Annotated in this window: 25 protein-coding genes and 1 riboswitch; of the genes, 13 read left to right on the top strand and 12 right to left on the bottom strand. The window is 46.4% G+C overall.

All coding sequences use genetic code 11. The features are described from left to right. Positions 1-23: 23 nt before the first annotated feature. Positions 24-1,016 carry an alpha/beta fold hydrolase gene (locus PUN32_RS11300; protein ID WP_274723317.1) on the bottom strand — a complete coding sequence of 331 codons (993 nt, stop codon included), beginning with the start codon at positions 1,014-1,016 and terminating at the stop codon, positions 24-26. A gap of 72 nt (positions 1,017-1,088) precedes the next feature. Here PUN32_RS11300 and rhtB point away from each other — a divergent pair, with 72 nt between their 5' ends. Both rhtB and PUN32_RS11290 read left to right on the top strand, forming a co-directional pair. Then, positions 1,089-1,706, top strand: a complete 618-nt coding sequence (rhtB, locus tag PUN32_RS11295) for a homoserine/homoserine lactone efflux protein (RefSeq protein WP_166014072.1) — start codon at positions 1,089-1,091, stop codon at positions 1,704-1,706. A gap of 38 nt (positions 1,707-1,744) precedes the next feature. Continuing rightward, positions 1,745-2,971 (top strand): EAL and HDOD domain-containing protein, encoded by a 1,227-nt coding sequence (locus PUN32_RS11290; protein ID WP_274723316.1) that lies wholly within the window; start codon positions 1,745-1,747, stop codon positions 2,969-2,971. Positions 2,972-3,099: 128 nt separating this feature from the next. Here PUN32_RS11290 and PUN32_RS11285 read toward each other — a convergent pair whose 3' ends face one another. Next, on the bottom strand, positions 3,100-3,570 hold the full coding sequence (locus PUN32_RS11285; protein ID WP_274723315.1) for a Dps family protein: 471 nt from the start codon (positions 3,568-3,570) through the stop codon (positions 3,100-3,102). Between the two features lie 146 nt (positions 3,571-3,716). Next, positions 3,717-4,046, bottom strand: a complete 330-nt coding sequence (locus PUN32_RS11280) for a DUF2500 domain-containing protein (protein WP_274723314.1) — start codon at positions 4,044-4,046, stop codon at positions 3,717-3,719. Between the two features lie 190 nt (positions 4,047-4,236). Between PUN32_RS11280 and PUN32_RS11275 the strand changes: the two genes are divergently transcribed. After that, the gene (locus tag PUN32_RS11275) at positions 4,237-4,605 is read left to right on the top strand and encodes a DUF4145 domain-containing protein (RefSeq protein ID WP_274723313.1); all 369 of its coding nucleotides are present in this window, start codon (positions 4,237-4,239) and stop codon (positions 4,603-4,605) included. 886 nt (positions 4,606-5,491) lie between these two features. Here PUN32_RS11275 and PUN32_RS11270 read toward each other — a convergent pair. Continuing rightward, complete coding sequence (locus PUN32_RS11270) at positions 5,492-5,758, bottom strand: DUF1145 domain-containing protein (RefSeq protein WP_274723312.1); 267 nt, start codon at positions 5,756-5,758, stop codon at positions 5,492-5,494. Then, on the bottom strand, positions 5,755-6,354 hold the full coding sequence (gene rsmD / locus PUN32_RS11265; protein ID WP_274723311.1) for a 16S rRNA (guanine(966)-N(2))-methyltransferase RsmD: 600 nt from the start codon (positions 6,352-6,354) through the stop codon (positions 5,755-5,757). Before rsmD ends, PUN32_RS11270 begins: the two co-directional genes overlap by 4 nt. A gap of 202 nt (positions 6,355-6,556) precedes the next feature. Here rsmD and ftsY point away from each other — a divergent pair, with 202 nt between their 5' ends. The 5 genes from ftsY to fabR all read left to right on the top strand — a co-directional run bounded on the left by ftsY (position 6,557) and on the right by fabR (position 11,381). Continuing rightward, positions 6,557-7,780: a signal recognition particle-docking protein FtsY gene (gene ftsY, locus PUN32_RS11260; protein WP_274723310.1), complete on the top strand. Its 1,224-nt coding sequence runs from the start codon at positions 6,557-6,559 to the stop codon at positions 7,778-7,780. A gap of 65 nt (positions 7,781-7,845) precedes the next feature. Further along, positions 7,846-8,520, top strand: coding sequence for a cell division ATP-binding protein FtsE (gene ftsE / locus PUN32_RS11255; RefSeq protein ID WP_274723309.1), 675 nt, complete (start codon positions 7,846-7,848; stop codon positions 8,518-8,520). Continuing rightward, positions 8,510-9,493 (top strand): permease-like cell division protein FtsX, encoded by a 984-nt coding sequence (ftsX, locus tag PUN32_RS11250; protein WP_274723308.1) that lies wholly within the window; start codon positions 8,510-8,512, stop codon positions 9,491-9,493. Before ftsE ends, ftsX begins: the two co-directional genes overlap by 11 nt. Before the next feature lie 168 nt (positions 9,494-9,661). Further along, on the top strand, positions 9,662-10,522 hold the full coding sequence (gene rpoH, locus PUN32_RS11245; RefSeq protein WP_274723307.1) for an RNA polymerase sigma factor RpoH: 861 nt from the start codon (positions 9,662-9,664) through the stop codon (positions 10,520-10,522). Positions 10,523-10,739: 217 nt separating this feature from the next. Beyond that, on the top strand, positions 10,740-11,381 hold the full coding sequence (gene fabR / locus PUN32_RS11240) for an HTH-type transcriptional repressor FabR (RefSeq protein WP_274723306.1): 642 nt from the start codon (positions 10,740-10,742) through the stop codon (positions 11,379-11,381). 21 nt (positions 11,382-11,402) lie between these two features. On the opposite strand, the gene PUN32_RS11235 is transcribed toward fabR, so the two are convergent. The 4 genes from PUN32_RS11235 to PUN32_RS11220 form a co-directional block, all read right to left on the bottom strand. Then, positions 11,403-12,182, bottom strand: a complete 780-nt coding sequence (locus PUN32_RS11235) for an amino acid ABC transporter ATP-binding protein (RefSeq protein ID WP_274723362.1) — start codon at positions 12,180-12,182, stop codon at positions 11,403-11,405. A gap of 103 nt (positions 12,183-12,285) precedes the next feature. Beyond that, positions 12,286-12,951, bottom strand: coding sequence for an amino acid ABC transporter permease (locus tag PUN32_RS11230; RefSeq protein ID WP_274723305.1), 666 nt, complete (start codon positions 12,949-12,951; stop codon positions 12,286-12,288). A gap of 11 nt (positions 12,952-12,962) precedes the next feature. Continuing rightward, entirely contained in the window at positions 12,963-13,604 is a 642-nt protein-coding gene (locus PUN32_RS11225) for an amino acid ABC transporter permease (protein WP_274723304.1), read from the bottom strand. Positions 13,605-13,686: 82 nt separating this feature from the next. Beyond that, positions 13,687-14,574, bottom strand: coding sequence for a transporter substrate-binding domain-containing protein (locus tag PUN32_RS11220; protein ID WP_406707999.1), 888 nt, complete (start codon positions 14,572-14,574; stop codon positions 13,687-13,689). 228 nt (positions 14,575-14,802) lie between these two features. Here PUN32_RS11220 and pdxR point away from each other — a divergent pair, with 228 nt between their 5' ends. Continuing rightward, entirely contained in the window at positions 14,803-16,323 is a 1,521-nt protein-coding gene (gene pdxR / locus PUN32_RS11215; RefSeq protein WP_274723303.1) for a MocR-like pyridoxine biosynthesis transcription factor PdxR, read from the top strand. Between the two features lie 113 nt (positions 16,324-16,436). On the opposite strand, the gene PUN32_RS11210 is transcribed toward pdxR, so the two are convergent. Beyond that, positions 16,437-17,753 (bottom strand): aspartate aminotransferase family protein, encoded by a 1,317-nt coding sequence (locus tag PUN32_RS11210; RefSeq protein WP_274723302.1) that lies wholly within the window; start codon positions 17,751-17,753, stop codon positions 16,437-16,439. Between the two features lie 273 nt (positions 17,754-18,026). Between PUN32_RS11210 and PUN32_RS11205 the strand changes: the two genes are divergently transcribed. Next, complete coding sequence (locus tag PUN32_RS11205; RefSeq protein WP_274723301.1) at positions 18,027-18,779, top strand: SDR family NAD(P)-dependent oxidoreductase; 753 nt, start codon at positions 18,027-18,029, stop codon at positions 18,777-18,779. Positions 18,780-18,918: 139 nt separating this feature from the next. Here the strand turns inward: PUN32_RS11205 and trmA are convergent, their stop codons facing one another. Next, a complete protein-coding gene (trmA, locus tag PUN32_RS11200; RefSeq protein WP_274723300.1) occupies positions 18,919-20,028 on the bottom strand; it encodes a tRNA (uridine(54)-C5)-methyltransferase TrmA in 1,110 nt (369 codons plus the stop codon). A gap of 149 nt (positions 20,029-20,177) precedes the next feature. Further along, positions 20,178-20,380: riboswitch (cobalamin riboswitch) on the top strand. Positions 20,381-20,423: 43 nt separating this feature from the next. On the opposite strand from trmA, the gene PUN32_RS11195 reads away from it, so the two are divergent. Genes PUN32_RS11195 through murI form a run of 3 tightly spaced genes read left to right on the top strand, consistent with a single transcriptional unit; the run spans position 20,424 to position 23,842 of the window. After that, positions 20,424-22,271: a TonB-dependent receptor domain-containing protein gene (locus PUN32_RS11195; RefSeq protein WP_274723299.1), complete on the top strand. Its 1,848-nt coding sequence runs from the start codon at positions 20,424-20,426 to the stop codon at positions 22,269-22,271. Between the two features lie 51 nt (positions 22,272-22,322). Then, positions 22,323-22,991, top strand: coding sequence for an adenine nucleotide alpha hydrolase (locus PUN32_RS11190; RefSeq protein WP_274723298.1), 669 nt, complete (start codon positions 22,323-22,325; stop codon positions 22,989-22,991). Positions 22,992-23,044: 53 nt separating this feature from the next. Then, a complete protein-coding gene (gene murI, locus PUN32_RS11185) occupies positions 23,045-23,842 on the top strand; it encodes a glutamate racemase (protein ID WP_274723297.1) in 798 nt (265 codons plus the stop codon). Here the strand turns inward: murI and PUN32_RS11180 are convergent. After that, on the bottom strand, positions 23,808-24,263 hold the full coding sequence (locus PUN32_RS11180) for an RNA recognition motif domain-containing protein (RefSeq protein ID WP_274723296.1): 456 nt from the start codon (positions 24,261-24,263) through the stop codon (positions 23,808-23,810). The two genes, murI and PUN32_RS11180, sit on opposite strands and share 35 nt — an antisense overlap. Positions 24,264-24,511: the final 248 nt, after the last annotated feature.

The following is a 24,511-nucleotide window of genomic DNA, read 5'->3' as shown; positions in this document are numbered from 1 at the left end:
TAAATCGTACATGCCGTTTTTCCTCAATTTTGGGATGGTGCGGTTGGGTCGGCAAAAAAGCGCAGCATGTGATCTAACGCCTGCTTACGATAACGATCTTGCTCAAACAGCAGCTCATGGCGTGCCCCTGCAATGTGGCATAGTCGGGCATGTGGTTGGGTGCGTAAGAGTTTTTTGAATAGTCGATTTTGTGCTTGGTTAGACACAATTGCTTCTTCACCCGCTTGTAAGATCAGCAGTGGAATGTTGATTTGGCGGGTTAACTGCAAGCATTGTTTGCAGGCGATTAAACTTTGCCAAACCCAATGATAACTCGGGCCTCCAAGTTGTAGCTCAGGGTGCTCTTGGTACAAATCGCGAAACCATTGATAGCGAATTTGGCTATGGGTAAGTAGGTTGCTGGCAAATGGTTTTGCATAGTAAGGGCCATAGCCCGCCGCATAGCTCGGCTGTGTGGTTATTGTGGCCATGATTTGGCTGAAGATGAACGCAAATGGACGTAGATACCACGGCATCGCGATGCCAAACATTGGTGCGCTGAGTGCAACCGCATCAAACGGATGAGAGGGGTGAGTTTGAATATAGCGTGTGGCGACGGCTCCCCCCATCGAATGGCCGAACAATAAGCGCTGTGTATAGCGTTCGAGCTGGAACAACTCGACTAAGCCTTGTAAATCCGTCACATAATCTTCGAATTGCTCAACATAGCCGATCTGTCGATCGCTAGTCAGCCGTGGTGATAAACCTTGGCCTCGATGATCATAGGTATACACATCAAATCCTTGCTGAAATAAGTCATAGCACAGCTCTTGATATTTCGCGCTTGATTCGATGCGTCCATTAACCAGCACGATGGCTTTTTGGTGATTCGGATGCTGCAAACTGCACCAATAAATCGGTTTTTTATCAAAACTGTGATACGTGCCTTCAGTGCGAGTGCTCCACAGTTGAGCTATCTCAAGGTTGAGCGCTTGTTGCAGAGTAGACTCTTGCGTATAAGGGTAATAACGGTTCATAAGTGGATGATATGACTGTGCAGATTGGCGGTTTACCTGTCAGCTAGCATAAGTCAGGAATAAGGAATTGCAATGGATATCCATGTTTGGCTTGCTTATTTAGTTACCGCAACCGTGTTCAGTTTGGCTCCGGGTTCGGGCACGGTTAACTCAATCAGCAATGGTTTAAGTTATGGCACACGCCATTCATTGGGGGCGATTATCGGCCTCCAAATCGGTTTGATTTGCCACATCGTGTTGGTGGGCGTGGGGATTGGCGCACTGGTGGCTCAGTCAGCACTCGCGTTTAGTGTGATCAAATGGGTTGGGGTAGCGTATCTATTATGGCTTGGGGTGCAAAAATGGCGTGACCAAACAGCGTTAACAGCGGTCACTCAACAAGCGGAATTATCACAGTCGGCATTATTGCGTAAAGCGGTGTTGATTAATTTGACTAACCCTAAATCGATCGTATTTTTGGTGGCGTTATTTCCGCAATTTATTAATCCAGCCAGTCATGCGGCGCCACAATTTTTGATCCTCGGCATCACCACCATCATCATCGATACGATAGTGATGTTCAGCTATACCGCCTTAGCGGCTCAGCTCGGTCGTTATATCCGCTCACCTCGCGTTATGACCAGAATGAATAAACTATTTGGTTCGATGTTTATCGGCTGTGGGGTGTTGCTCGCTAGTGCTAAAGCTTAAATCGCGGTTATTGATTAAGCAGATCGGTTAAGGAAATTATGTACACCACTTATGTTGCTCGCCAGCCGATATTAAATGCCAAACAACACACGTTAGGCTACGAATTGCTGTTTCGTGATGGCGAAAATAACGCATTTCCTGACTATGTGGATGCGGATCGGGCAACCTATCGCTTGATTGTGGAAAACTTCTTATCGATCGGTACCAATCCGCAGATTGCCCGTTCACGTTGCTTTATCAACTTTCCCCATAAAAGCTTGCTACGCCGGTTACCACTCACTTTGCCGCGTGAGCAGATCGTGGTTGAAATCCTCGAAACTTGCCAGCCGACTGATGAGTTGTTGGTGGCCGTACAAGAGTTGCGTCAGCGTGGGTATTTGCTGGCATTAGATGATTTTGTCTATTCACCCGCTTGGGAGCGTTTCTTGCCTTATGTGCATATTGTCAAACTCGACATTATGGCGATGGGGCTTGATCAAGCGTGTGCTTTGGTGCGTGAGCGATTGGCGAATGGTAGTCGGCGACGCTTTTTAGCCGAGCGAGTGGAAACCGAAGCCGATTTTCACCAAGCACGCGATGCCGGGTTTACTTTTTTCCAAGGCTATTTTTTCAGTAAACCAGAGCTGATTGAGCAGCGTTACATCAGCCCTGAGCATGTGATCGCGATGCAACTGTTCCATGAAGTCTGTCAGCCTGAGGTCGATTATGAACGAGCGGAGCGATTGGTAGCTCAAGATATTGCGCTGTCCTATCAGTTGCTGCGTTTTGTCAATACGATGTCGGATCGGATTGCGGTCTCGATTACCTCGTTTCGCCAAGCGTTGGTCTATCTGGGTCAAGATCGATTGCGGATTTTCATCTCACTGGCGGTCGCTTCTTACATCTCATCGAAAAAGCCGCAACAACTCTATACGCTATCGTTGCAGAGAGCGCGATTTTGTCAGTTAATGACGACCTTACCCCTTTTTCAGACTTATCAACAGCAAGCTTTTTTGATCGGGATGTTTTCGGTGTTAGATGCGTTATTAGATACCAGTTTAGACCTGTTAGTTGAGCAGTTACCATTAGGTGATGAAGTGAAACAGGCGCTGCGTGACCGGAGCGGCTCTCTCGGAGCTTTGCTTAACCTTGGGCAGTGTTTTGAACAGGGAGATTGGCAAGGTGTAGCGCAACACTGTCATCAATTGGGATTGGAGATTGAAGAGGTGCATCCGCGATTGATCGACGCCCAGCGTTGGAGTCAGGACATTAATCGTTTAGTTTAGATGGTTACTCGGCTGTGTTGGCGGTCAACCAGCCTGACGTTGAGGGCTGGATAATAAAGGCTAGTTGACCAGATCGCTTCACTGACTTGTCACCGCGGGTTACGTGTTGATGGGTGACCAATGATTGATTATTTTAGCCAAGCATTGAGCATCCACATTAACTTCTCTTGCTCGCGGATGTAATCACCCATCAAAGCGGCGGTTCCTTCATCACCACTTTCACTGGCCAATTCTAGAATATCGCGCTGTTGGTGCAGTAGCACACTGAAGCCATCCACCAATCCTTGCATGCTATTACGGCCATCGAGTGAATCGGTGTGCTCTTTAATTTGGGTTGCTTTAAGGTAGCCACTAAAGCTGTGCATTGGCCGAGCGCCTAAGGTCAAAATACGCTCTGCGACTTCATCAATCTTGAGTTGCAGATCGGTATAGATTTCCTCAAATTTGACATGTAGTTCAAAAAACTCTTTGCCTTGAATATTCCAGTGATAACCACGGGTATTCATATAAAAAACTTGATAATTTGCTAGCAAGTGGTTGAGGGTATTGGCCAGTTTTTGACTTTGTGTGCTATCGAGACCAATTAAATTGGTTGTCATAATTCCACCTCTCAGTGCGTTAAATTCTACTTTGATACACCAAGAATAGTGTAGTTTAGACAGGGATCAAATTGGGATTGGCTGATTTTTTTGATAGATATAAACTATCAATCCATGCCAATAGTATGGTTTATTGGCTAGTGAGTTCAGCGCTGTAGCGCAAAATGTAAAAAGCGTTGGCCTTGATAAGTCAGTATGCCTTTATCCCCTGGATTCAGTGCATGATAGTAGTGAATGCCAATTTGAAACTCGCGCTTTGGGCCAAACAGACCTTTTTGCACGTAAATCCAGCACTCCTGCTCCTCTTGACCGGGCAGTGGGTTGGCAACATCGATAATCTGCTTATCCAGAATAGTCACTTCTGCTGTACGCTGTGGCGCATTTTCACCTTGTAGGTGACGGCGGTAGAAGTGGCTGAACAACCAAAATGCAGCAATAATTAATAATACTAGATAGATCAATAGAGTGTAGGGCATGTCTGCCTCCTATCGGGGATACGCAGCCATTTTAGCGAATAGCATATTTTGCCAACTAATTTGTGCTGAGAAAGAGACGTTTGGCCGCTATTCACGGTGATTTTTCGGCTGACTTCACACTTTATGGATCATCGCAGCTAGGGTTCGTCGAGTGACTAGCGAGACAGCAAAACAAAGTGCGGGAGGGAATATGTCAGACATTGAGCAAGTGGTGCTACGCACGCGCAAACTCGAAACACTATTGCGCGAACAATATCATGCACAAGGCAAGGGGCTGCACCAGCTCGTCACCAGTTGCGAAGAGCGTTTACCTAATCATATGGTCAAAAAATTGCGCTATGTTGCCACGATTCGCAACAAAGTGATCCATGAAGATCACTATCAGCTAGAAGCACGCAATGCTTTTTTTAGTGCATGTCAGGAGTGTGAGAAGGAGTTAACGCCCAGAAGTGGAAAATTTGTGTGGCGGGTGGCAATCACCTTACTGACGTTGGTTACCCTTGGTGCGCTGTTGGTGTATTACTGGTACTGGCCTGAGCTTGCTCAACATTTCCATTAATGGCTAACCAGCAAAACAAAAAGGACGCATCTGCGTCCTTTTTGTTTATAAACATAAGCTTAGTACATCATGGGCAGTGTCATTAGGCCAATGATTACTGCGATCATAACGAGTCCCTGTTTTTGAGATGAAGAAATCATAACACTGCTCCTTTTTAGTTTAATCATTCTGGCGAAAAGAATAGATCATTTATTAGGCTTGATCAATAGATTGATTATGAGAGTTTAAAAAAACATAGTTGTTTTGCTGTTGTGATGGAATTTTGTCAGGGAAAGGTCATGGTTTTGTGCTGTTGTAATCATGAGCGATGTGTTGTTTTTTTGAATGGTTGTGTTTTTATCATGCTGTTTTTAAGGGTTTTTTATATTTTGCTTGGCTGGTTTAACTTTAAACTAACGTTAGTTATTGTCACTTGGGCTAGATTTGATAGTCGGTATCGAGTAATTAATGGTTTATCGCTGATGGTTGCTGGTTGTTGATATGAGTTATCATTTGCCTTTATTGGTTAGTGTTTTTCTTTACTTATACTTATCTTAATGGCCACTAAGCCTCTTTGTAGTGTTGTCGTTCTATTTAATTGTACTTTTTATTGTAATGCTTTGAATTTAAATTGGTTTTATTATTTATCTGTGATATTTGTTTGTGTGTTTATGGGTTTTATTGCCAATTTAACTCTTTTTTATTGTGCTTTGATGTTTGTATTTTCATTAGCTGTTATTTTGTTGGGTTTTCTGGTGGTTGCGTCGTGTGGTGATCAGTATGCAGAGAGAATGGCGATTTAGCGGGCATACAACGGCGCTTTTAACTACAACCGCATGTGCAGCGTGAGCATAAAAAAAGCCACCAAATTAATGTGGTGGCTTTGGGGAGATCATGAGCTTGTCAATTACATCATGTACTTACGACGAATATCCAGTAGCGCAAAGATACCGAAGATCACAATCGACCACTTGTCCCAGCGTGTTAATGGTAACTTATCGCCAAATGCGCCAATAAAAATCAGCATCTGTAAGCCATGCATCATCAGTAAAAATGCGGCCATAATATACAGTGCAATCGCAGCATTGCCTGGAAAAGGCATCGCGATATTGAGTAGTAACACTAGCCACACCAAGCCAATTGCGGTCTTTGCTAACCAGATTAATCCTTTCATTGTGCTTCCCTTATAAATAGCCGATAGCAGACTTGCCCAGCGATTTTTTCTCGATGCAAGCGCCACGATGTGGGTAATTCCGTCATCGGCAGCTCTTTTTCGCATTCAATATAAATCATCGCATCAGGACTCAGCCAACCGTTTTGCTCTAACAATTGAGTGGTTTGTTGCAGCAAACCTTGTCGAAATGGCGGGTCAATAAACACCAGCTCATACGGTTGTCCAGATTGTCGCAAAAAGGCTAAGCTATCCATGTGCATAAGCTCAATGTTTTGTGCTTTTAGGCTCTGCACATTACGGCTGAGCTGTTGAAAAGCGAGAGGGTTGAGCTCAAGCATGGTCACCAGTTCTGCTTGGCGTGAGGCGCACTCAAATCCTAAGCCACCAGAGCCAGCAAATAAGTCGAGGCAACGTGCGTTCGGTACGTGTTGAGCGAGCCAATTGAATAGTGTTTCTTTGACTCGGTCGGTAGTGGGGCGTAATCCTTCTGCATCATGCACCGGAAGTTTTCGACCACGCCATAGGCCGCTGATAATTCGAACTTGCCCGCTAGGGGCGTTTTTTTGTGATGGGTTTGGCTGGCGACGTCTTTGCATAGATTTTTTGACCGCTAATTAAGTGTTACTATAACCCACCTGTCCGCCATCCGGCGTGACAACCCGAGTTAACATAAAAAATTGGACAAAGTGTAGCAAGTGCAGCAAAAAGTTTTCACTGCTTTGTCATTTTTCTTTTCTGGCAGATGCCCATCGCCAAGAAAAGTGGGTATTCAAATAAAGTGATTCAGGACAGTTCCAGATGACGGAAAAAAAGAAGCGTGGTTTGTTGTCATGGCTTGGCTTTGGTGATGAAGAGCATAATCCAACCAGCGCAAGCGAAACACCAGCGCAAGATCAGCCCTCAACTCAAACAGACGTTGCCACGGTCGAGCTGGTTGCCGAAGCTGTGTTAACAGAAACAGAAACAGAAACAGAAACAGAAACAGAAACAGAAACAGAAACAGAAACAGAAACAGAAACAGAAACAGAAACAGAAACAGAAACAGAAACAGAAATAAATGAAACTGAGCTAACGCGGATTAGTGAGCAAGAAAAGCCAACCGAAAGTTTCTTTGCTCGTTTAAAGCGCAGCCTTAGCCGCACCAAAGCCAATATTGGCGCAGGTTTTTTTGGTTTGTTTAAAGGCAAAAAAATTGATGATGAGCTGTTTGAAGAGCTTGAAGAGCAGCTGCTGATCGCCGATGTTGGGATGGAAACCACCAGTAAAATTATTGCCAATTTGACCGCCAAAGCCTCTCGTCAGCAACTGCGTGATGGTGAAGCGCTGTATGGCTTACTCAAAGAAGAGATGGCGGAAATTTTAGCTCAAGTCGAGCAGCCGTTGGTGATTGCGGCGGATAAAAAACCGTACGTGATCTTAATGGTCGGAGTCAATGGCGTGGGTAAAACCACTACGATTGGTAAGCTGGCCAAGCAGTTCCAAGCTCAGGGACATAAAGTGATGTTGGCCGCCGGTGATACTTTCCGCGCCGCGGCAGTTGAGCAACTGCAAGTCTGGGGTGAGCGTAACCAAGTTCCGGTGATTGCTCAGCATACTGGTGCAGATAGTGCATCGGTTATTTATGATGCGATTGAAGCGGCCACCGCGCGTGGCATTGATGTGGTGATTGCCGATACTGCGGGTCGTTTGCAAAACAAGAGCCACTTAATGGAAGAACTGCGTAAAATTGTGCGGGTGATGAAAAAGATTGATGGTAGTGCGCCCCACGAAATTATGCTGACCTTGGATGCCGGGACCGGACAAAATGCCATCAGTCAGGCCAAGTTGTTTAGTGAAGTGGCACCGTTAACCGGGATCACCTTGACCAAACTTGATGGTACTGCCAAAGGTGGCGTGATTTTCGCGATTGCTGATCAATTCCAGATCCCGATCCGCTATATTGGGGTTGGTGAAAAAATTGACGATTTACGTCCATTTGCTACCCAAGAGTTTATCGACGCACTATTTAGTCGTGAAGAGTAACTGGTCACCACCAGTCACCAAATCTGAGCTGGCCAGTGTGCCAGCCTTGCCAAGGGGGAGAGGGCGTGATCAGGTTTCAGCAAGTCAGTAAAGCATACCGAGGTGGACGACAAGCGCTACAGAAAGTGGATTTTCACTTACGGCGTGGGGAAATGGCTTTTTTAGGGGGCCATTCCGGTGCAGGGAAAAGCACATTGCTTAAACTGATCTGTGCCATTGAGCGTCCAACCGACGGCAAGATCAGCTTTAATGGGCACGATATTACGCGTATTCCTAGTAAAGATATTCCATTCTTGCGGCGTAATATCGGCATTGTATTTCAAGACCATCGCCTGTTGATGGACCGCACCTTATATGACAATGTCGCATTGCCGATGCGGATTGAATCGATCGCGGAAGATGAGATCAAACGGCGAGTTTGCGCTGCGCTCGATAAAACCGGCCTGCTGGATAAAGCGCGCTGTCTACCGAGCCAGCTTTCTGGTGGTGAGCAGCAGCGGGTGGGAATTGCTCGGGCGGTGGTCAATCGTCCGACTTTACTGTTGGCGGATGAGCCAACGGGTAATTTAGATCCTGAGTTGTCCAATTTGGTGCTGCGGCTATTTGAAGAGTTTAACCGTGCTGGGGTGACCATTTTATTGGCTACCCACGATATTCATCTGGTTAATTCGCGTCCGCAGTATCGTCATCTCGAACTCAATCAGGGTTTTTTAAGTGAGGTGGCGGATCATGGCCGTTAAACCGAGCAAGCAAAAAATGACCAAAACCCGTCAAAGTAAACCGCGCGCTCAACAGCGGAGCAAAAACGATAGCTTTATCGCAATCCATTTAAAGCAAGCCAAGGCTTCGTTTGCCGCGTTATGGCGACGTCCGCTTGGTAATATTCTCACTCTAGCGGTGATTTCAATGGCGTTAGCCTTGCCTGCCAGTTTGTATCTGCTGAGTAAAAATATTGCTTCGGTTGCCGAACGAGTTGCCGTACCTTCCCAGTTGAGTGTTTACTTACAAACCGAAATTCCGGAACCGCGAATCATCGTATTGAAAGATTCGCTAGAGCGGCGTGCTGAAGTCAGTCTGGTAGAATACATCTCACCTCAACAAGGCTTGGATGAGTTAAGCCAATATGCCGGATTTGAACAGGCGATCAGCCTGCTCGATAACACTGCGTTACCGGCCGTGTTAGTGGTGACACCACAAGTCGAGAGCCGTGACCAGTTGCAAACTCTGGCTCATAGCTTGCGAGCCGAAGAGGGGGTAACCGATGTGCGGATGGATGAGGATTGGTTTGCCCGCCTCGATGCGATTCGACACTTAGCGACCATAGTGGTGATCAGCTTGTCGAGTTTGATGCTGATGTCGGTATTTTTGATTGTTGGCAATACACTGCGTTTTAATGTGCAAGCCAATAAGGAAGAGATCCAAACCATGAAATTGATCGGCGCGACCGATAGCTATATTTTACGGCCTTATCTCTATTCTGGTATGTGGTTTGGACTGCTTGGTGCGGTGGTGGCATGGTTGCTGACCGCATTGATAACCGTGTTGCTCAATGGCGCAGTCGCCACTCTCGCTATGTTATATGACAGTCGATTTCGCTTAATTGGCCTCAGTTGGGATGAATCACTACTGCTGCTGATGCTTGGTGTATTGCTTGGCTGCGTGGCGGCTAAAGTTTCTGCGCAGCGCCATTTAAAAGAAATTGAACCGCTTTAGGTGATAATGGTCATAAAATAGCGGCCGATTAACCGCCACCACAGTGCTTGACTTGAGTTGTACTTTTGTTTATGCATAATGACCCGTCAAACTTGAAATTGATTAATTTTCGGTTCAAGCTTGCTGCGATAAACCCTGTGTCCAGATCAGAGAATGATGAGGAATTGAATGACTAACCAAGCGTATCCAATGGCTCTTGTTACACAAGACAGCTTAGATAGCTACATCCGCTCCGTAAACGGTTATCCGATGCTGAGCGCAGATGAAGAGCGCGAGCTGGCTGAGCGATTACATTACAAAGGGGATATCGAGGCGGCGAAAGGATTGATCTTGTCGCACTTACGATTTGTTGTTCACGTTGCTCGTGGCTATTCCGGTTATGGTCTGCCGATTGCCGATTTAGTTCAAGAAGGCAATATTGGCTTGATGAAAGCAGTTAAGCGTTTCAACCCAGAAATGGGCGTGAGACTGGTTTCGTTCGCAGTACACTGGATTAAAGCGGAAATTCATGAATACGTGCTACGTAACTGGCGTATTGTCAAAGTCGCGACCACTAAAGCTCAGCGCAAATTGTTCTTCAATCTGCGTAAATCCAAAAAACGCCTCGGCTGGTTTAACGCAGGTGAAGTGGAAACCGTGGCCCGCGAATTAGGCGTTGAGCCTGCGGAAGTGCGTGAAATGGAATCGCGGCTTGCGGCGCAAGATGCAGCATTTGAAATGTCTGCGGAAGATGATGACAACGGCATGGCCTACACGGCGCCAGTGCTGTATCTCGAAGATAAACAGTCCGATCTGGCGGATAACCTAGAAGCGGAAAACTGGGAAGCGCATACCACCCAGCGCCTGAGTATGGCTTTAGCCAGTCTCGATGAGCGCAGCCAGCATATTGTGCGCGCCCGTTGGTTGGATGATGACAATAAAACCACGCTACAAGATTTAGCTGAACAGTATGGCGTGTCTGCCGAGCGGATCCGCCAGCTTGAAAAAAATGCGATGCGTAAGCTAAAAGAAGCGGTTGGTGAGTTCTGATCGCAACTTGGCTGAGTCGATCATCAAATATAAGAGGTCTGGTTAATCCCAGGCCTTTTTTATTACGGGTAGCGTTTGAAAACGGCAGTGATCAATTACCGATGATGGGAAAATAGGTCGATGATTTCATAATCAGTCATTTTGTTGCTTAGACAAGCCTATCAATCAGGTTATAGTATGCAGCAAATTATTTGACTTAGCCGAGAGCAGACTGGGTATGAAATCGCTGGGGATCCGAGCACAACAAAAAGAAAAAACACGCCGCTCTTTAATTGATGCCGCATTCAGTCAATTGAGCGCTGAGCGCAGTTTCTCGAACTTGAGTTTACGTGAAGTCGCCCGTGAAGCGGGTATTGCCCCAACCTCGTTTTATCGCCATTTTAAAGATATGGATGAGCTCGGTTTAACCATGGTGGATGAAGGTGGTTTACTGCTGCGTCAATTGATGCGCCAAGCACGGCAGCGGATCGTTAAAGAGGGCAGTGTGATCCGCACTTCAGTGGAAACCTTTATGGAATTCATCGAGAGCAGCCCTAACGTGTTTCGCCTACTGCTGCGTGAACGCTCTGGTACCTCCTGCGAGTTCCGCGCTGCGGTGGTGCGTGAAATTCAGCATTTTGCCGCTGAACTCACCGAATATTTGGTCACCACCGGAATGAGCCGCGAAGAAGCGATGACTCAAGCGGAAGCCTCGGTGACCTTGGTCTTTAGCTCGGGGGCCGAAGCTTTAGATTTAGAGCGCAGTGAGCGCGATGAACTCTCTGAGCGGTTGATTTTGCAACTGCGCATGTTGGCGAAAGGCGCACTCTGGTATCGTAAAGAGCGTGAGCGCAATCGCCTCAAAGGCACTCTAGAATAACGTCGAATCGCCCGCCATCCACTAGCCATCCAATTTTAAAAACTGCCTGACCCGTAACGAGTCTGGGTTGGTGAAAAATTTTTCTGGCGGGCTATTTTCGATCAAAATGCCTTTTTCTAAAAACACCACTTGGTCTGAAACTTGGCGTGCAAACGCCATTTCATGGGTGACGATCACCATAGTGTAGCCCTCTTTTGAAAGCTGCTGCATCACTGATAGCACCTCATCCACTAACTCTGGGTCAAGTGCTGATGTTGGTTCATCAAATAGCAGAACCTCAGGCTCCATGGCTAATGCACGCGCGATTGCGACGCGCTGTTTTTGCCCACCAGATAACATATTCGGATAGCTATCGAGTTTGTGCGCCATGCCGACTTTCTCTAGTTGGAAATGCGCCATCTTTTGCGCGTCCGCTTTTGAGCACTTTTTTACATGGATCAAGGCTTCCATCACATTCTGTTGCACCGTAAGGTGCGGCCACAGATTGAAGCTTTGGAACACCATTCCGATCCGTTGGCGTATTTTTGCCAGTTCTGGATATTTGCAGGGCTTATTGGTGTGTGGGTTAACGCCAATTCGCTGCTCACCAAGGTAGATAAAACCGCGCTCAGGTTGCTCCAACCAATTGATACAACGCAATAAAGTTGATTTTCCTGAGCCGGAAGAGCCGAGAATGCTCACCACTTGTCCTTGGTGGATATTTAGATTGATATCTCGCAGTACTTCTATGCCATCAAACTGTTTGGAAAGGTTGGCGATTTTGATGATCGGTTTTTGCTCTGGTCGTGTGGTGTCAGGCATTGATGCTTGAGGTGTGGATGGTTGATGGTTGGTCTCGACCACGTGCAATGCTGTGCTCTCTTTCACTGGTGTGAGCGAAATTTCCGGTCTGTTTATGTATGGTTTAAGCATGACTTAGCCCTCTTTGTTGCACCTTATTTAGTAGGCGTTGGGTGATTTGTTCAACCGCAATACTCACTATCCAATACAGGCCAATCGCGACAATAAATGCGTTAAGTGGAATGAAGTAGCTGGATTGCAGACTGTTTGCCGCAGCGGTTATTTCACTGACGGTAATGATGCTTAAAAACGCGGTATCTTTAAGACAGATGATCAGTTGATTGGCAATCAGAGGTAGAGATTTAAACAGGATATTCGGGGTGATTACGCGGGTGAAGATTTTAACTTTTGAGAAGCCACATGATGTGGCGGCTTCAATATAGCCCTCATCCAGATCTTTTCTTACTCCGCGAAAAATTTCACAGAAATAGGTGCTGTGGTAAAGACACAGCGCAATTAGTCCGGCGCTGATCGCGTCCATTCGAATCCCCAGTTCAGGTAGCCCGTAATAAAGCAAGTAGGCGAGAATAAGAAAGGGCAAGGTGCGCATAATATTAATGCTGGCTCTAATGCTATAACGTAGCCCATTACTTCCATTTTCCAGTAGGCTCAGTAGGGCGAGCCCGCTAACAAAGCTGATGATTGATGCGCTGACAAACAACATGACGCTGGTTAGGAATCCGTAATAAAAAATCTCGCGTTGTTCCCAAATGATCTGCCATTCACTCATAGATTGTTCTCCTAGGCGGTGAGGTGACTGGCTTGTTGCTCAGCCAAATGTTGGAGTTTTATCAGTAGGCCAATCAGGCACATATAAAGCACCGCAGCACACAGAATCGGAGCCAGCGGTTCATAGGTGACCGCCGCAATCCGATTGGTGACTCGGGTTAGGTCTACCACACCAATCACCGCAATCGCTGGGCTGCCTTTGATCAGAAAAGACATTTCATTCACCAATGCTGGTAGGCTTACGGTGATCATCTGTGGAAACATGATGCGACGGAAGTAGGTCAACCGAGACATACCAATCGCTTCTGCCGCTTCGCGTTGGCCATGGGAAAAGTTGAGAAATGCATTACGCCATATTTCGGCATTGAAGGCGGCGGTATTGAGCGTTAAACATAATATCGCAGAGAGATTTTTATCGAGGTTGAGGCCAAATGCGGGCAAAGATAAAAAGATGAATAGCGCGAGAGTGACCAGTGGTGTCGCTCGAGCCCAGCTCACGTAAATGCCGAGTAGAGGATCAATCAGCGCGATTTTTGAAATCCTGACCAGCGCAATGACCAGTCCAATCACCACGCCGAGTGCGATTGACACCAACGAGATCCAGGCGGTCGTCCAAGCACCTGCGAATAACTGCATCCATGCATAGTAATCCATAATATATGCCCTCCGAGTGTTTCCATTGGCAGCCTAGGCTTGCTCACTAAGGCACATAAGCAAGCCTTTTCAACTCAAGCGGTTAGCTTGGGTTGATGGCGGTCAGAGCGTGATATTGTTCAACCGAGGTGATGGGCTCCAGCGGAAGATCATCAAATGATTCGCCAAACCATTTCTGTTGTAGCTCAGCAAGCCGGCCGGTCTGTTTTAGGTGTTTAAAGAAATCGGTCAGATAAGCAAGCAGCTCAGGATTTTGCTTTGGAATTGGCCAACTGACAAAACCGGGACCGGAGACCGCTTCCCCTTTTTTGAAGACCTTGGCTTTACTTTTCACTACCTCGTTGACCGACACCACACTGTTGATAACATAATCGACTCGTCCATTGGCAAGATCCGCATAAGCCTCAGGATAAGATTGGTATTCGACCACTTTACCCAAGCTTTTTCCTTGCGCTTCAAGAATGGTTTTAAGTTCGGGTAGGCGCTCTAACAATGCACTTCCGGCTTGTAGTCCAACGGTTTTTCGATCGAGATCGGCGACGCTGGTGATGGAGTTATCTTTCGCTCGAGCCATAAAGTAGTGCTGCGCTGAGGCAATCGGTGGCGTAAAATCAAAAACTTGCAGGCGTGCATCGGTAACAATCGCCCCAGTCAGGGCGAGATCATATTGTCCTGCCGCCACCGAAGCGAGTAAGCCTGTCCACGGCAAAATATCTTGCTTGACCTCAAATTGGGCGTAGTGACGCAGCTCCTCGAGCAGATCTTGGTTGATGCCGGTCGCTTTCCCTTGGGCAATGTAATTAAACGGCGAGTAGTTATCTTCGGTTGCGACTTTAAGTATGCCAGTTTTGATGATGTCAGGAAGATCGGCGCTGAGCGCACTGGCTGAGGTGCCGATGGCTAGCGCAATCACTGTGGTAGAAAACCATTTCTTAATACTCATTTTCTTAACACTCATTCCATGTTTCATATATCCATCCTTTTAACTCTGTTGAAGCAACTTGAATACTTGCACTGTAGAGATTGGTGTCGATGATGGGGTAGAGCCAATTTATTGATCGCGATGGGACAGTGCTGTTTTAAGCCTGATGTTCTAATCTCGATGTTTTAAATAATGCCTACTTTTTTTTGTGGTCTATTTTTTGCTGACGATGGTTTATCGGCTGACTTTGGTCGTGGATGATCGGAGGTTGATAGAGTGGCGATAAATTATCAGTGTGTGATTGAATTTGATTGCGCAAGAAGTCTGCAGCAGCAGGTCAGAGAGTACCTTGTCAAAGCGATTTTAGAGGGGATTTTTGCTCCGCAACAAGCGCTACCGTCTTGTCGCAAGCTCTCTCAACAATTAAAAGTCTCGCGCAATACCGTTTCTTTGGTGTATGAAAGTTTGCTTGATGATGGTTATTTAATTAGCCGCCCGCGCAGTGGGTATTATCTGGCGCAGGCTTATCAAATCAGTGATCAAGCTAGCCCAGTCGCATTCACTTCGGTTGCAGAAAATAGTGCAATCGCTGCACCAAATTGGGTCGATAAAATAAAAATTAATACTCATCAATTTCCGCGCATCATCAAACCCAGTCAATGGAGTTGCTATAAATACCCCTTTATTTATGGACAGCCCTATATAAATGATTTTCCCTTGTCTCAGTGGCGAGAAGCTTCGCGTAAGGTGATCGCTGACGCTCAGGATCATGGTTGGTTGTGTGACAAGGTTGATAAGGATGTGGAGTTATTGATTGAGCAGATCCGCACCCGAGTGCTGCCGCAGCGTGGAATTCATGCCAGTAGTGAGGAAATTTTAATCACGATAGGCTCTCAGAATGGCTTATATCTGCTCTCTCAGTTGTTAATGAATCGAGATTCTCGAATTGGGGTTGAAAATCCAGGATATAAAGAAGCCTACAATATTTTTAGTCTCGCCGGTGCGCAGTTATATCCACACCAAGTGGATGCCGAAGGGTTAAAATTGAACGCATGTTCTGCCATGTGTGATTACTTCTATGTCACGCCAAGTCATCAAGCACCAACCGCAGTCACCATGAGCCAGCAGCGGCGCAAACAGATTTTGGCGCTTGCTGAGCAAAGTGATGCGATCATCATTGAAGATGATTATGACTCGAACAGTAATTTTGAACTCAATCCCGCCCCAGCGCTGAAAGCGCAAGATAAGTCAGGGCGCGTGATTTACGTGAGTAGCTTTTCCAAAATTCTCGCGCCGGGTCTACGCCTCGGCTTTGTAGTGGCACCAGAAGAGCTGATCTATGAACTAAGAGGATTGCGTCGGCTGATGTTTCGCCATCCGCCAAGCCGATTACAGATGGAAATGGCGCATTTTATTGCCCAAGGTTACTACGACAGTTTTGTACGCCGTGTGCGTGAAAATACGCGGCAGCGGTGGGATATCATCAATCAAGCAGTCGCAAAGCACCTTCCCTATTGCGAACGGTTAGCCAAGCATGAACTCAGCAATGCTCTATGGTTGCAGACCCCAGATAGGATCAGTTGTCAGCGATTAGTTTCTAAGGCTGCGCAGCACGGAGTCTTGGTCGAAACGGGCGCTTCACATTTTATTGCCACCTCACCGTCTACTGAGAGTGCCCAATCCCGATTGCCTCATGATGCTAATCGATATTTTAGGTTGGGCTTTCACTCGATTGATAAGGCGCTGATCCAGCCTGGAATCATTGAGTTAGCCAGAGCATTCGATGGCTTGCAATAAGCCAGAGTACAGTGATTAAGGGTGAGGTAACTAAGGGTAAGTAACAAAGGGTTAAGTAACAAAGGTAAAATAAGAGGGTGCGTGCCAAGCGATAAGGCTTGGCACGTTACCGATTAAGCATCAAATTCGGCTAACACTTGATCGATGATTGCCACGCCATGCTTGATCTCATTGGGTTGGATGATAAGAGGCGGTGTGACATGAATTCGATTATTGACGATAAAGGTCAGCAGACCTCGCTCGGTGAGTTTTTGCTTGATCTGTGCCATTTTCTGGTTGCTTAACGGTTGCTTAGAAGCTCGGTCTTCAACCAGTTCCAGCGCCCAAAACATGCCTTTGCCACGGATATTACCGATCACACTATGCTGTTCCATCAGAGCAACCAACGATGGGCCGAGCAATGTCTGGCCAATTTGATCGGCATAATGGACCATGCCTTCCTCCTCCATTGCATCAATGGTGGCGACAATCGCTGACATGGCAAGGGGATGTCCCGAATAGGTTAAGCCGCCCATAAAGCATTGATGCTTGAAGAACTCACATATCGGTTGACTGACGATCACCCCACCTGCCGGTACATAGCCAGAGTTGACCCCTTTGGCAAAGGTGACCAGATCTGGGATCACATTGAAGTGTTCGAACGCAAACCATTTACCGGTGCGCCCAAAGCCAACCATTACCTCATCTAAGATCAGCTGAATGCCATATTGGCTTGCGATTTCACGCACACCTTGTAGATAACCCTCTGGCGGCAGTAAGAAGCCGGCAGTACCGGGAATGGTTTCAAGTAGGATCGCCGCAATCGAGTCAGGGCCTTCACACTCGATGACTCGAGTTAAGTGAGCAAGAGCCCGAGCACATTCTTCACTTTCGGTCTTGGCGTCAAATTCTGTGCGATACAGGTAAGGGTTAAAAAAGTGCACATGCCCTCGGCTGTATTCATTGGGGATACGGCGAAAGTCACCCGTGGCGGCGATTGCCGCGCCAGTATTGCCATGGTATGAGCGATAAGCCGAAAGCACTTTATCGCGGCCAGTAAACTGGCGCGCCATGCGGATTGCGTTCTCATTGGCATCCGCCCCAGCATTGGTAAAGAATACTTTTTGGAAGCCGCTCGGCGCTCGTGCCAAGATCCGTTCTGCGGCCATACCACGAGCTAGATTGGCCATTGCTGGCGCGATAGTCGCTAGTGTGTCCGCTTGTGCTTTGAGCGCGGTAATTACTTTAGGATGTTGATGACCAATATTGGTATTGACCAACTGGCTGCTAAAGTCTAAATATTTTTTCCCATCAAAATCCCACAGGGTACAACCTTGTCCACCGGCAATCGCCAGTGGCGTTGCACTCTCTTGAACCGACCAAGAATGGAAGACACATTGGTCTAACTCGATAACGTCTTGGTTTGTGACTTCAGATGATAACAAATCCATTTTCTTCTCCTAGCAATACGCTGGCTCTTTTGGTGAGCGGTAAGCGTATTGTGGCGATGAATTCTGAATAGGGTGTAGTGGCAGTTTCAAGAAAGTCATGGGTCAGCAGCGAGGCTCTGCCCTAGGTAATTTCGCAAACTGGCTCTACGCTGTTCACGCCCATCCGCTTAGATTAAGGGACGTAAAGCATGGCAGGTTCAAGGTATAAACCACTGCTCTAATGCTGATCGGCTTGGTGCCACTAAGATATTGAGTTTAATCAGGAAGATGAACATGAAGAAAATCGCATTTATTACTGGTGCCACGTCAGGGTTTGGACGTGCTGCGGCCCAAAAATTTGCCAGTCAAGGCTGGTCGTTGGTGTTGGCTGGTCGCCGATGGGAAAGACTGCTCGATCTGCAAGAAATGCTTAAGGTACCCACACACATTATTCAGTTAGATGTTCGAGATGCAAAGGCGGTCAAAAACGCAGTTGAGGCTCTACCGAGCGAATTTGCTCAGGTAACAACATTAATCAACAATGCCGGATTGGCTCTAGCACCAGAGGGCGCGGCGCAGGTTGATTTATCCGATTGGCATACGATGATTGATACTAACTGTACTGGGTTAGTTAATGTGACCCATGCTTTGTTGCCCACCTTGATTAGAGTGGGGGCAGGAGCCACCATCATTAATATTGGCTCAATCGCGGGGCAATGGCCATATCCTGGTAGTCACGTTTATGGTGCGAGTAAGGCATTTGTAAAACAGTTTAGCTATAACTTACGCTGTGATTTGCAAGGTACCGGGGTGAGAGTGACCGATTTAGCCCCAGGAATTGCAGAAACCGAATTTACTTTGGTTAGAACCAAAGGCAACCAGTTAGCTTCAGATCAATTATATCGAGGCACAACCCCGTTAAGCGCAGAAGATATTGCCGAACAGATGTTTTATATCGCCAATTTGCCACACCATATCAATATCAACCGAGTTGAGGTGATGCCAACCCGTCAAGCTTGGTCACCATTTGCCATTGATCGTGATTAGCAGGCATTCCGTATCGCAAGTGGCCACCAGTTTAGCTGGTGGCCTTTATCTCAACTCGAATGATTAGCGGTGCGGATGGTTTATTTCCCCACGCCGTACCCAGCGCGCTTTTTACTACAATCGAAAACCGTTGAAACCCTTATTGAATGCGCTCTAGCAGTACGCCCGCTTCCATGTGGTGGGTGTAGGGGAATTGATCAAACAGAGCAAAACGTACCACTTGATGGGTTTGACTGAGCAGTTGTAGATTCTCTTGCAGTGTTTCAGGGTTACAAGAGATGTACAAAATACGCTGATAACCTTGCACCATTTTGCAGGTGTCAATATCCATCCCTGAGCGTGGTGGGTCGACAAAAATAGTGTTGCAGCGGTAACTGGCCAGATCGACGCCGGCATCTTTGAGGCGGTTAAATTCGCGTTTGCCTTCCATCGCTTGAGTAAACTCTTCAGCCGACATACGGATGATTTGTACATTGTCGATCTGGTTGGCGGCGATATTAAATTGTGCCGCCTCGACCGAAGGCTTGGCCAGTTCGGTTGCCAACACTCGTTCAAAGTTTTGTGCGAGTGCAAGTGAGAAATTACCGTTGCCGCAATACAGCTCAAGCAGATCGCCTTGACTGTCTTGGGTACAGTCGACCGCCCATTCCAACATCTTTTCTGCGACTTTGGCATTGGGTTGGGTAAAGCTGTTTTCGACTTGTTTATAAATGTATGGCTTGCCGTTGACCTGTAATTTTTCAACCACGTAGTCACGATCCAATACCATTTTCATTTTACGCGCACGGCCAATCAGGTTGAGATTAAACCCTTCATCATTTAAACGCTGTTTCAAAGCTTGAGCTGCCGTTTCCCACTCTTCGCTGAGCTGACGATGGTATAACAGCGACACCAAAATTTCGCCGCTGAGAGTGGAGAGGAAATCCACTTGGAATAATTTATGGCGCAGAATATGGCTGCCTTTCATCGCTTCGATCAGCAGTGGCATCAAATCATTGATCAGGCGACTGGCGGCGGGAAATTGATCCACCCGATATTTTTCACGCGTCTGTTGGTTGAACATGATGTAGTACATGTCATCACCTTGATGCCAAATTCGAAATTCAGCGCGCATTCGGTAATTCGCCTGTGGCGACTCAAACACTTCCAGCTCAGGCATTGAGTAGTCAACAAACATTGCTTTTAAGCGAGCAACTTTGTCGGCCAATTGAGCTTGGTAGAGTGGTGGGTTTACATCAAGAGTCGCCATTGGAGTACCTTTTTATGGGCTATTACAGAAAGAGCGCAGATTTTATTCAATCTCGGCCAGTTGTCCAGTTTTGCTCCATGATTGGCTGGATATTGAGTGTAAAACCGATCGGCACGGAATCTGTACTGGACAATTTTTGCTTCACTCAATACTATTTGCGGCGAGCTGGTGCTATTTAGATGCCTGGATGGCTAAAAATAGCTGAAAAGGGAATCCGGTGTGAATCCGGAACTGACGCGCAGCGGTAAGAGAGAACGAACGCTCAAATGACACTGCTCTTGGAGTGGGAAGTCGAGCCAGTAGGTGCAAAGTGCTCTCAAGTCCGAAGACCTGCCAGCCACTGAGTGATGCCGTGGTTTTCACTTAGCAGGATTAACGCGATTTAGGATAATAATATGCAAAAATCAGCACTAGCGATCGCTCTAGCATCGCTGCTCACCCCTATCTCTTATTTACACGCCAGCGAAGCCCAATCAGAAGAAACTGTTGTGGTAACGGCCAATCGTTTTGAGCAAAATCAAGCTTCAGTATTAGCAGCGACAACGGTAATTAATCGTCAAGAAATTGAAAGGTATCAAGCTAACTCGTTAACCGAGGTGTTGCGTCGAGTACCTGGTGTCGAAATTGGCCAAAATGGTGGTCGTGGCCATAATGCATCGGTATATATGCGCGGTACTAATAGTGGCCATGTGCTGGTATTGGTTGATGGTGTGCGTATTGATTCTGCTGCTGGTGGAGTAGCAATTAACCATTTTCCTCTTGGGTTGGTTGAACGTCTTGAGGTCATTCGCGGTCCTGGGGCTGCTGTGTATGGTTCTGATGCAATTGGTGGGGTGATCAATATTATTACTCGTTCTCGTCGTGGTAATAATCTAAAACAAGTGACTGCGGGTATTGGTAGCAATCAAGCTCGTAGCGGTGACTTAGTTGCTAAGACTGATGTGAATGAACAAGGACATCTGCAATTAGCCGCCGGTTTTGAAAAGACGGATGGTTATGATATCAACCGTACTCAGACTGGCGTTGACTACGGTTATGCAAGCCAAAATTTGATGGGTGGTTATGAGCATCGTTTTAATGACAATTGGCTGGGGTATGTTTCAGCTAGTTGGTTTGACAGTGATGTTGAATACAATTCGTCAGGTCTATGGCATGGATTCACTGACAATCAGAGCATTACTGGCCAACTGAATTATGAAGGCAGTAAGCTAAAAAGTTTGATGTCTTTAAACTACCAAAAGACGGATAGTCGTAATTATAGCCAAAGTGAAGGTAAAGATAATGCCAGTACCCGCGCAAATATCGAGCTGACACAGGTTCAATGGGCAAATATCTATAGATTGAATGAAGTGGTTGAACTCGGTGGTGGTATGGATGCACGCCGTGAGTCTTTAAACCGTGATGCTCTGAGCTATGGCTCTGCTCATGCCTTAGCTGGAGAAAGTCGTGATACGCAAGGTGCTTTTGGTTTGGGGCGTCTTACGGTGAATAATTGGATTTTTGAAGCTAATGTTCGTTATGACAAACATGATAAATATGATGATTACACGACGTGGTCATTAGCCAGTGGTTACCAGATTAACTCGCATTATAGAGCAAGAGCAAGCTATGGAACTGCATTTAAAGCGCCGACTTATACTAATTTATCAACCTCGCCTGATCTTCAACCAGAAACGTCAAAAAATATCGAATTAGGTATTGATGCTACATATTCTCTGGCTCGTGTGAGCTTGTCGGCTTACGACAATAAAGTAGATAACCTTATCATTTGGTATTCAGATCCAAACGGAAGCATCTGTAATGTCGTAAGTTATGGTGGTTGTTCACTCAATACGGATGCTCGTATCAAAGGGCTAGAGTTGGAAGTCAATTTTGATACGGGTCTTATCAACCATACTCTAGTGGCTGAATACAAAGATCATCAAGATGATAACGGTATACAGCTAGCTCGTCGTGCGAAACAAAACTATAAGTGGATCACATCAGCACAATTGGGTGATTTCGATTTTAGCACCACTTATACCTATACAGGTAAGCGTCTAGATTTGCCTACAGCTGCGCCGACAGGGGATGACTACATCCCAGCAACAAATCTGTGGGATATGTCAGTGGGATATTGGGTGAATGAGGATATGGTTCTTCGTGGCCGAATTGAAAACGTATTCAACGAGCAATACGAAAGTGCGATTGGCTACAAGGCGCCTGAGCGTGCCTACTATTTCAATGTCGCTTATCAATTCTAATCTTTCAAACCGCCTTCGGGCGGTTTTACTTTGTATGATTGGTAGTAACCCATGAACAAAAAGAAAGTCATCATTAGTTGGTCGTCAGGCAAAGATTCGACACTCACCTTGGAGCGGCTACGTGAAAGACCGGATATTGAGGTGGTCGGTCTGGTGACCACCTATGTCGGGGATGAAGTGCCTTTTCAAGCTACACCCCTTGAGGTATTAGAGCTGCAAGCACAACTGGTCGGTTTACCGCTGATTAAAATCGAGTTACCCGGCATCTTCCCAAGTAATCTGGTTTATCAATCAAGTGTGGTCGATGGCTTGAAAAACTCAGGCTTAACCTTTGATGCGCTAGCGTTTGGTGATCTGTTTTGTAATGGTATTGCTGAGTATCGTCAGAGTTACTTAGAGCCTGCGGGGTGGCAATGCTTATTTCCACTGATGGGAGAGTGTTCCAAGCAACTGGCACAAGAGATTATTACGCGCGGTATTCAAACGTTAGTGGTCACTACCGATGGTGAACAATTGAGTGCTGATTATTGTGGACGTTGGTATAACGCGGAGTTTCTTCAAGCGCTGCCTAAAGGTATCGATCCGTGTGGTGAAAATGGTGAGTTTCATACTTTAGTCACTCAAGCTCCGTGTATGGCTGGACGTTTAGATTTACGTCTTGAGGGGCAAGACCAGACCGAGCGTTTCTGTTATCAAAGGTATCGGGCACAGATTGCCTAATTTAGTAGAGAGAGTATTATCAAGGCGTTTTTTCTAGCTAGATTGTGGTGCTCGTGCCTTGTTCATCTTACCCCCGTGTACTTATTTTTGATTCTGGTGTTGGTGGTCTTTCCGTTTATCAGGAAATTAAAGCGCGTTTACCGCAACTCAATTATGTGTATTTGCTCGATAATGCGGCCTATCCCTACGGAGAGTTAGCACAAGAGACCTTACTTGAGCGTGTCGATTGGCTGGTCACGCGCATGGTCGAGCAACAACATATCGATCTGGTCGTGATTGCTTGTAATACTGCGAGCACGATCGTGCTGCCGCAGCTGCGAGCCAAACTCAGTATTCCTGTGGTCGGGGTTGTGCCAGCCATCAAACCCGCGTCTTTGATTGCCAGTAAAGCGATTGGCCTGATCGCGACACCAGCAACGGTCAAGCGCCAATACACACAAGATTTGATCCGCCATTTTTCTGCTGACAAACCGGTGGAGTTATTAGGGTCAACGCGATTGGTGAATATGGCCGAGGAGAAATTACGCGGTCAGCCACTTAATCTCACAGAGCTAGAAAGCATATTGCAACCACTTAAACACAAGATTGATGTGGCGGTGCTAGGCTGTACTCACTTTCCACTGATTAAAGACGAGATTCAACAAGTGCTCGGTGAGCAAGTGCAATTGATTGATTCTGGGCAAGCTATTGCGCGGCGTGTACAGGAGTTATTGGCCATCGAGCAAGGTCAAACTTCACATCAGAAACATCAAATTTACGCCAGCGCACCACCTTGGCAAGCCAGTGCGCTGAATGTAAAGCTCGAACAGTTAGGATTTAATCCTGTGCAGCTATTTCCTCATCCGATTTAGGATCATTAGCGATCCTAACTTTTAAGGTGCGCTGCATATATTCCTTTTCATTGAGTGCATCAATTGCGGCTTGAGCTTGACTGGCTGCCATCACGACAAATCCAAATCCGCGCCGTTTGCCGGTTCGTTTATCTTTCATAAGTCGTACGACAAACACTTCTCCATATTCGGAAAACAGATCTTTGACATGAGACTCATTGGCTTTATAGGGCAAATTGCCGACATAAAGCGTTTTGGTAGTAGAAGAGATCTCTTCATCATCACCAATAACGGAAGTTTGAGTAGACAGTTTGCAAATTACAGTGGTTGCAACTACACCAACTAAAAAAGCCAAAGAAGGGTGTAGCGCCAATTGTGATAAAACTCCGGCACCAATAACCGCAAGTAGGGCGATCCATAACATCGATTTGTCAGATTTCATATTGAGTTACTACGCATTTGAGAGAAAGAAGATTGATTGCCTATCGATGAGTTAACAAAATAGACACAGGGATCTTACGTATATGATTGATATTTTTCCAATCGAATGGTGTGACCCCCTTCAAATGTTGAAATTTTATTCAATAAATGGCCGAATTGCTGGCTTTGTAAACGAATGAATGATTTTTTAGAAAAAAGTGCATTTAGGGTCTTGCCAGAAACAAAATCATCCCTATAATGCGCCCTCAC

Origin of the sequence: Vibrio chanodichtyis, from assembly GCF_028863985.1 — a bacterium.
GTDB lineage: Bacteria > Pseudomonadota > Gammaproteobacteria > Enterobacterales > Vibrionaceae > Vibrio > Vibrio chanodichtyis.
The sequence above is the reverse complement of the archived record's forward strand: the minus strand, read 5'-3'. Positions and strand labels throughout refer to the sequence as shown.